The sequence below is a fragment of the Oleiphilus sp. HI0079 genome (assembly GCF_001635105.1).
Window position 1 is genome coordinate 1 of record NZ_LWFT01000449.1, and the last position, 629, is coordinate 629.

General features: G+C 44.2%; 1 protein-coding gene. It reads right to left on the reverse strand.

The genetic code is table 11. The features are described from left to right. Positions 1–45: 45 nt before the first annotated feature. Positions 46–629: hypothetical protein (locus tag A3750_RS25980; protein WP_231871736.1), on the reverse strand; the 584-nt coding region annotated here is incomplete at its 5' end.

Sequence of the window (629 nt, forward strand, 5' to 3'; positions counted from 1 at the left end):
AGGCTTCTTTGGAAAAGTACACCAAGTACATCGACTACATGGGTATCATGTGACTCTCAACGTAACAGGGAATCCGTACCTGTTACGTGAGCCAACAACAATATTTATACCTACCTTTCGAAGAGCGGGAACACATCTGCGAAGCTCACGACCAAAAGCATGTGAAGTCTTGGGAAAGCTATTAATATCTTCGGCATAGTCTTCCAGCTTCTCTCTTAGTTCACCCACTAGACCCTCGAACGATTTCTCTTCTTCTACATACCTCTTCGCGGCAACGGCAACTGTAGACGACTCTAAAGTGCTATAGATTCCGTCAATTTGAACCATTCTGAAGTGTTCTAAGAATTTACCTGGTTTCTCCTCCAGTGCCCTGTAAACAGCCTCTCCGAAGCATCCAAGGTCAGCTAACCTCGGTAGCTCAGATGCATCAATTGAATCCTCAACTTCAGGTAGCAACTGCAGAGCCTCAGACATCAGCTTCAGCATATCGTGGAAGATATAGGCTTTTCGCTCATTGAAGTCAGCCATTAGTTTAGATTTACTTTTATAGGCCTCAATGCGCGACATTTGGATTAGCATTGTTCTGTCACGCAGATCTTCTCTATCTACGACAGAGTTAATCCCATTGA